This window comes from Streptomyces sp. 13-12-16, from assembly GCF_002114215.1.
GTDB lineage: Bacteria > Actinomycetota > Actinomycetes > Streptomycetales > Streptomycetaceae > Streptomyces.
Window position 1 is genome coordinate 3,900 of record NZ_NCTE01000723.1, and the last position, 4,340, is coordinate 8,239.

Annotated in this window: 5 protein-coding genes; 3 read left to right on the forward strand and 2 right to left on the reverse strand. The window is 69.4% G+C overall.

Translation table 11 applies throughout. From position 1 onward, the window contains the following. Positions 1-227: 227 nt before the first annotated feature. A complete protein-coding gene (locus tag B7767_RS27135) occupies positions 228-440 on the reverse strand; it encodes a DUF4287 domain-containing protein (RefSeq protein WP_085574479.1) in 213 nt (70 codons plus the stop codon). A 54-nt stretch (positions 441-494) separates the two neighbouring features. Then, the gene (locus tag B7767_RS27140; RefSeq protein ID WP_085574480.1) at positions 495-1,166 is read right to left on the reverse strand and encodes a DUF998 domain-containing protein; all 672 of its coding nucleotides are present in this window, start codon (positions 1,164-1,166) and stop codon (positions 495-497) included. A 121-nt stretch (positions 1,167-1,287) separates the two neighbouring features. Between B7767_RS27140 and B7767_RS27145 the strand changes: the two genes are divergently transcribed. The 3 genes from B7767_RS27145 to B7767_RS27155 all read left to right on the forward strand — a co-directional run bounded on the left by B7767_RS27145 (position 1,288) and on the right by B7767_RS27155 (position 4,055). Continuing rightward, positions 1,288-1,956: a TetR/AcrR family transcriptional regulator gene (locus B7767_RS27145; RefSeq protein WP_085574481.1), complete on the forward strand. Its 669-nt coding sequence runs from the start codon at positions 1,288-1,290 to the stop codon at positions 1,954-1,956. A gap of 254 nt (positions 1,957-2,210) precedes the next feature. Next, positions 2,211-2,633: an SRPBCC domain-containing protein gene (locus tag B7767_RS27150; protein ID WP_179167299.1), complete on the forward strand. Its 423-nt coding sequence runs from the start codon at positions 2,211-2,213 to the stop codon at positions 2,631-2,633. A 111-nt stretch (positions 2,634-2,744) separates the two neighbouring features. Beyond that, positions 2,745-4,055, forward strand: coding sequence for an acyltransferase (locus tag B7767_RS27155; RefSeq protein ID WP_085574483.1), 1,311 nt, complete (start codon positions 2,745-2,747; stop codon positions 4,053-4,055). Positions 4,056-4,340 lie beyond the last annotated feature (285 nt).

The window sequence follows — 4,340 nt, forward strand, 5'->3', positions numbered from 1 at the left end:
CAGCGCTTGGTGGGGCCGGGGCACCGCGTGCGCATCGCATCGGACCCGAGGAATCGAGCATCGACCCGTACGGCACCTTCCGCCTCGATGCGGGCCGGCGGCCGGCCCCCGGGCTGTCGGTTGCCGTGCCCGGTCCCCGGCCGGCCGGGGACCGGACAAAACCGTGGCCTCCCGCGATCGATCACGCGAGAGACCACGGTTCCCCCCTGTTCGGGGTCGGGTGCGGTTCACCTTCCGCTGTCCTCGGCGAGGGTGTGCGCGACGAGCGCGTAGGCGTGACCGTGCCCGAAGCCGTGCTCGGTCTTGAGCCAGGAGACCAGCTCCATGTGCTTGGTCAGCGGTGAGGAGCGGATCAGGTCCTTCCACTCGGCGACCGGGCGGCCGTACTTCTCCTCGATCGCGGGGAAGTAGCTGGCGGGGTCCTTCATTGTTCTGGCCATGATGCTGAATCCCGTCCGTTCGGATTTGGTGATCTCGGTTTGTGGATGGAGTGGCTACCGCTGCGCCGGGGGCGCCGTGGTCCTCAGCCGGGCGATGACCGCGGTGAGCCAGAGAAGTCCGAGCCCGGCTCCGGCGGTGAACGCCAGGACGGCGCTGGCCGAGGCGGCGAACCCCGCGAGGACTCCCACCGGCACGATGCGGGAGGCCACGGCCCACCCGCGTCGGTTCTGGGCGGCGAAGTGGCGGGCCAGCACGAAGAACGCGGCGCACAGCGCCAGGTAGCCCACCATGCCGCTGAACATGTGGACGGCGCCGTGCGCGCTCAGGGAGGCGACGTGGTCCTCGGGGGTGCCGGCGGGGAACCCGGCAGCCGGGTCGGCGGTGAAGGCGCCGGCGAACAGGAACGAGACGCCGAACACGCCGACCAATCGCGGTGCCCAGGTGCCGCCGGGCGCGTCGCGCAGTGCCTGGCGCATCCCGACCGCGCCGGCGATGACCAGGGCGCCCGTGAGCAGGAAGGAGGTGATCTGGATCCATCCGAGGTCACCGAGGCTCAGCTGGCTGAGGGCGTTACGGGTGAAGTCGAAGCCGTCCCGGGTGAGGCCCTGTAACAGGCCCGCACCCAGGAACAGCGGGCCCGCCGCGGTGGCGACGGCCAGCAGGGTCCGCGTTGCCGGCCGGGCCGGGTCGGACACGGTGGTGGGGGGACTGATCGTCTGAGTCATGTGATGTCTCCTCGACGGAGAAAGCCAGTTCTGGAACTGGACGGTGTGGTACTGCGTAGAACTGGACGGTACAGTACCCAAGTGGGAACTGGACTGTCCAGTACTTGATTTGGGAGGTGGCATGGAAGCAAGCGAGCTCGGCCGGTCGGCACTCAAGCGTCAGGCGATCATGGAGGCCGCGACCAGCGCGTTCATGAGCAAGGGCTACTCCGGTACCAGCATGGACGACATCGCGAAGCTGGCCGCGGTGTCCAAACAGACCGTCTACAAGCACTTCTCCGACAAGGAGAAACTGTTCGCCGAGATCGTCCTGGCCACCACCGACCGGATCGACGGCATGATCGACCTGGTGGCCCACATCCCGGCCGACGCCGACACCCTGGAAAAGAACCTGACCCATCTCGCCCGTCAGTTCCTGGCCGCACTCACACAGCCCCAGGTCCTCCAGCTGCGACGCCTGGTCATCGCGAACGCGGACGCCTTCCCCGAACTGGGCGCCAGCTGGTACGAGCAGGGCTTCGAACGGGTCCTGGCCACCCTGGCGGCCACCTTCCAGCGCCTCGCCGACCACGGACTGCTCCGGTGCGAGGAACCGCTCCTGGCCGCCAACCACTTCTCCGGCCTGCTGCTGTGGACCCCCGTGAACAAGGCCATGTTCCACGGCGGCCCCCAGCACACCGAGGCCGAACTCGACCACTACGCCACCGCCGGCGTCCGTACCTTCCTCGCCGCCTACCGTCGGCCACCGCGGACGCGCCGCACCCGAAGCACCCTCGAGGGAGCCGTATGACCTGGTCCGAGCGCACCGTCGTGCGCGACGGCGTACGCGTCCCCTGCCGCGACCGGAGCGGAGGGGACACCCGCCCAGGCCTCCTGGGCCGTACCTGCCGGTGGTGACGCGGACGCCCTCCCCGTCCTTCGGGGCGTCACCCCGGTGCGGGTGCCGGCCGTCGACCGAACTGCGCACGATGGAAGATGCATACGCGGTCGCGCCTTGGAAGGCTGGGCCGGACGCCCACCCCCACAGAAACTCAGGGAGACTCAGTGGCGCAGTCCGCGACCACCGACACGTTTGCGGCCACCCTCACCGAGGGCCCGTACTCACAGGGCTTCGGCGAACCCACGCTCACACGTGTCTTCGCCGCCCCGCGGGAACTGGTCTTCAGGGCATTCATCGAGCCCGAGCAGTTCGTCAGATTCTGGGCCCCCGCCGGCTCGGCGGTCCCCCTGTCCAGCGTGACCATCGAGCCCTGGGCCGGAGGGCGGCTGGAGTACACCACGGTGACGGACGCGGGAGTCGGACATCCCACGATGTGCACCTTCCTCGCCGTGGAGGAGCCGGAGACGCTCACCTACGCGGATCACGTCTCGGGAGTCGACGTGAGCATGGTCCTCAGCGATCTGGGTGACGGAAGAACCCGGGCCTCGCTGTTCCACCGGGTGAGCCGGACCGTCCCGCGGCTGTAGGACGGCTCTCACCGGCAGGTGACGCCCCATCAAAAACCGCACACGAGGAGATGCGTCCGGGCGGCCGCCGCACCGAAGCTGGGGCGGCCGAACGAACAGGAGGTAGCCGCTATGACGGCACTCGGAACCGGGCGCACTCCCGGGACCCGCGACAAGAAGCGCATCGCCAACCTCGACGGGGTCCGCGGGCTCTGCGCGATGATCGTTGTCATCGTCCACGTCGCATTCAGCACCGGAGTGGTCCTCGGCTCCGAATCCGGACCGCCTCAGAAGGGGATCTGGTCCATCCTTGCGGTGGGTCTGGAGGTGGGCCTGGGGCCCTTCTTCATCCTCTCCGGCATGCTGCTCTACAAACCTTTCGCCCGCATGACCCTCATCGGCACCCCGCGGCCGACCCTGGGGAAGTTCTTCCTGCGGCGCGGACTGCGCCTCCTGCCGGGCTACTGGCTGCTGACGGCCTTCTGTCTGCTCCTGCTCAACTTCAGCAGCATCGACTCGGTCTGGTACGTGCTGCGTCCGATCGTGCTCCTGCAGAACTACGACTACATGTGGTACGCGGGCATGGATCCGACGTGGACCATCCCGACCGAGGCCCAGATGTACCTCGTTCTGCCGCTGCTCGCGCTGCTGATGCACCGGCTGGCCGGCCGGGTCAGCGATCCGGCGCGGAAGGTGCGCCGGATGATGATCCCGCTCGGCGTCATGGTGGTGGGCGGCTGGGCCTTCGCCGGGTACATGCACATGGAGCACCTGGGGCCCTGGCCGCCCGAGTACTGGTGGCCGTTCAGCCGTTTCGGCCTGTTCGCCATCGGCATGGGGCTGGCGATCCTGTCGGTGCGCGCCGAGAGCGAGCCGAACGCGATGCCCGCGGTCTACCGTGCGGCCAGGAAGCGGCCCAACCTGTTCTGGGTCGGCGCTCTGGCCTCCTACCTCGTGGTCTGCGCGGCGCCTCTGGGTGAGCCGGGCACCTGGGACTACGGGACCCCGCAGTTCGCCATGGTCCAGCACGTCGCCTTCGTCGCCTTCGCGTTCTTCCTCATGGTCCCGCTGGTCGCGCCGAAGGCCAGCTCCCCGCTGATGGACACCGTGCTGAGCAACCGTCCGACACGGTTCCTCGGACGCATCTCCTACGGCATCTACCTCTGGCACTTCGTGGTGATGTACCTGTGGTGGCAGGACGGCAGCGTCTTCGGCGCTCCCCCGCAGTTCGCCAACGCCCTGATCGACAAGGCCGGCTTCTGGGAGTTGCTGGCCGTGGTCGTGGCCGGCTCGATCGCCATCGCGACCGTGAGCTTCTACTTCTTCGAGCGTCCCCTGATGCGTCTGGGCGAGCGCTGGATCCGCCGCAGGGAGCAGGCCGTCGCGCCCGTGAGCCGTACGGCCGAGACACCGCTGCCCGAGAAGCAGTCGGCTTCGGTCTGACCCTGCCGGGTCAGCCCCTGGTCCGGAACACCGGTTCGTCTCGATCCGTGTTCCGGACCAGGGGCTTTTCCGCCTGTCCGACGAGGCCGCCGCCACGCTTGCGGATCTCCCGCGGAGCGCGGCCCACGCCCGGCTCCCGCCCGACCGCCACCCGGGGGCCGGTCGTGCCCCGAAACGACCGGCCGGTCGCGGTGGGCCGCGGCACCGGCAAGGACGAGGCGGGGGAAGCGGCACGGCGGCATGGGCGACGCGGTCCCGGCCTCCGCACGGGCGGGGGGCGCGCCC

Excerpts from the sequence above, each read along its gene's own strand:
- B7767_RS27155 (WP_085574483.1), top strand. The coding sequence starts at position 2,745 with ATGACGGCACTCGGAACCGGGCGCACTCCCGGGACCCGCGACAAGAAG.
- B7767_RS27140 (WP_085574480.1), bottom strand. The coding sequence starts at position 1,166 with ATGACTCAGACGATCAGTCCCCCCACCACCGTGTCCGACCCGGCCCGG.
- B7767_RS27145 (WP_085574481.1), top strand. The coding sequence starts at position 1,288 with ATGGAAGCAAGCGAGCTCGGCCGGTCGGCACTCAAGCGTCAGGCGATC.
- B7767_RS27135 (WP_085574479.1), bottom strand. The coding sequence starts at position 440 with ATGGCCAGAACAATGAAGGACCCCGCCAGCTACTTCCCCGCGATCGAG.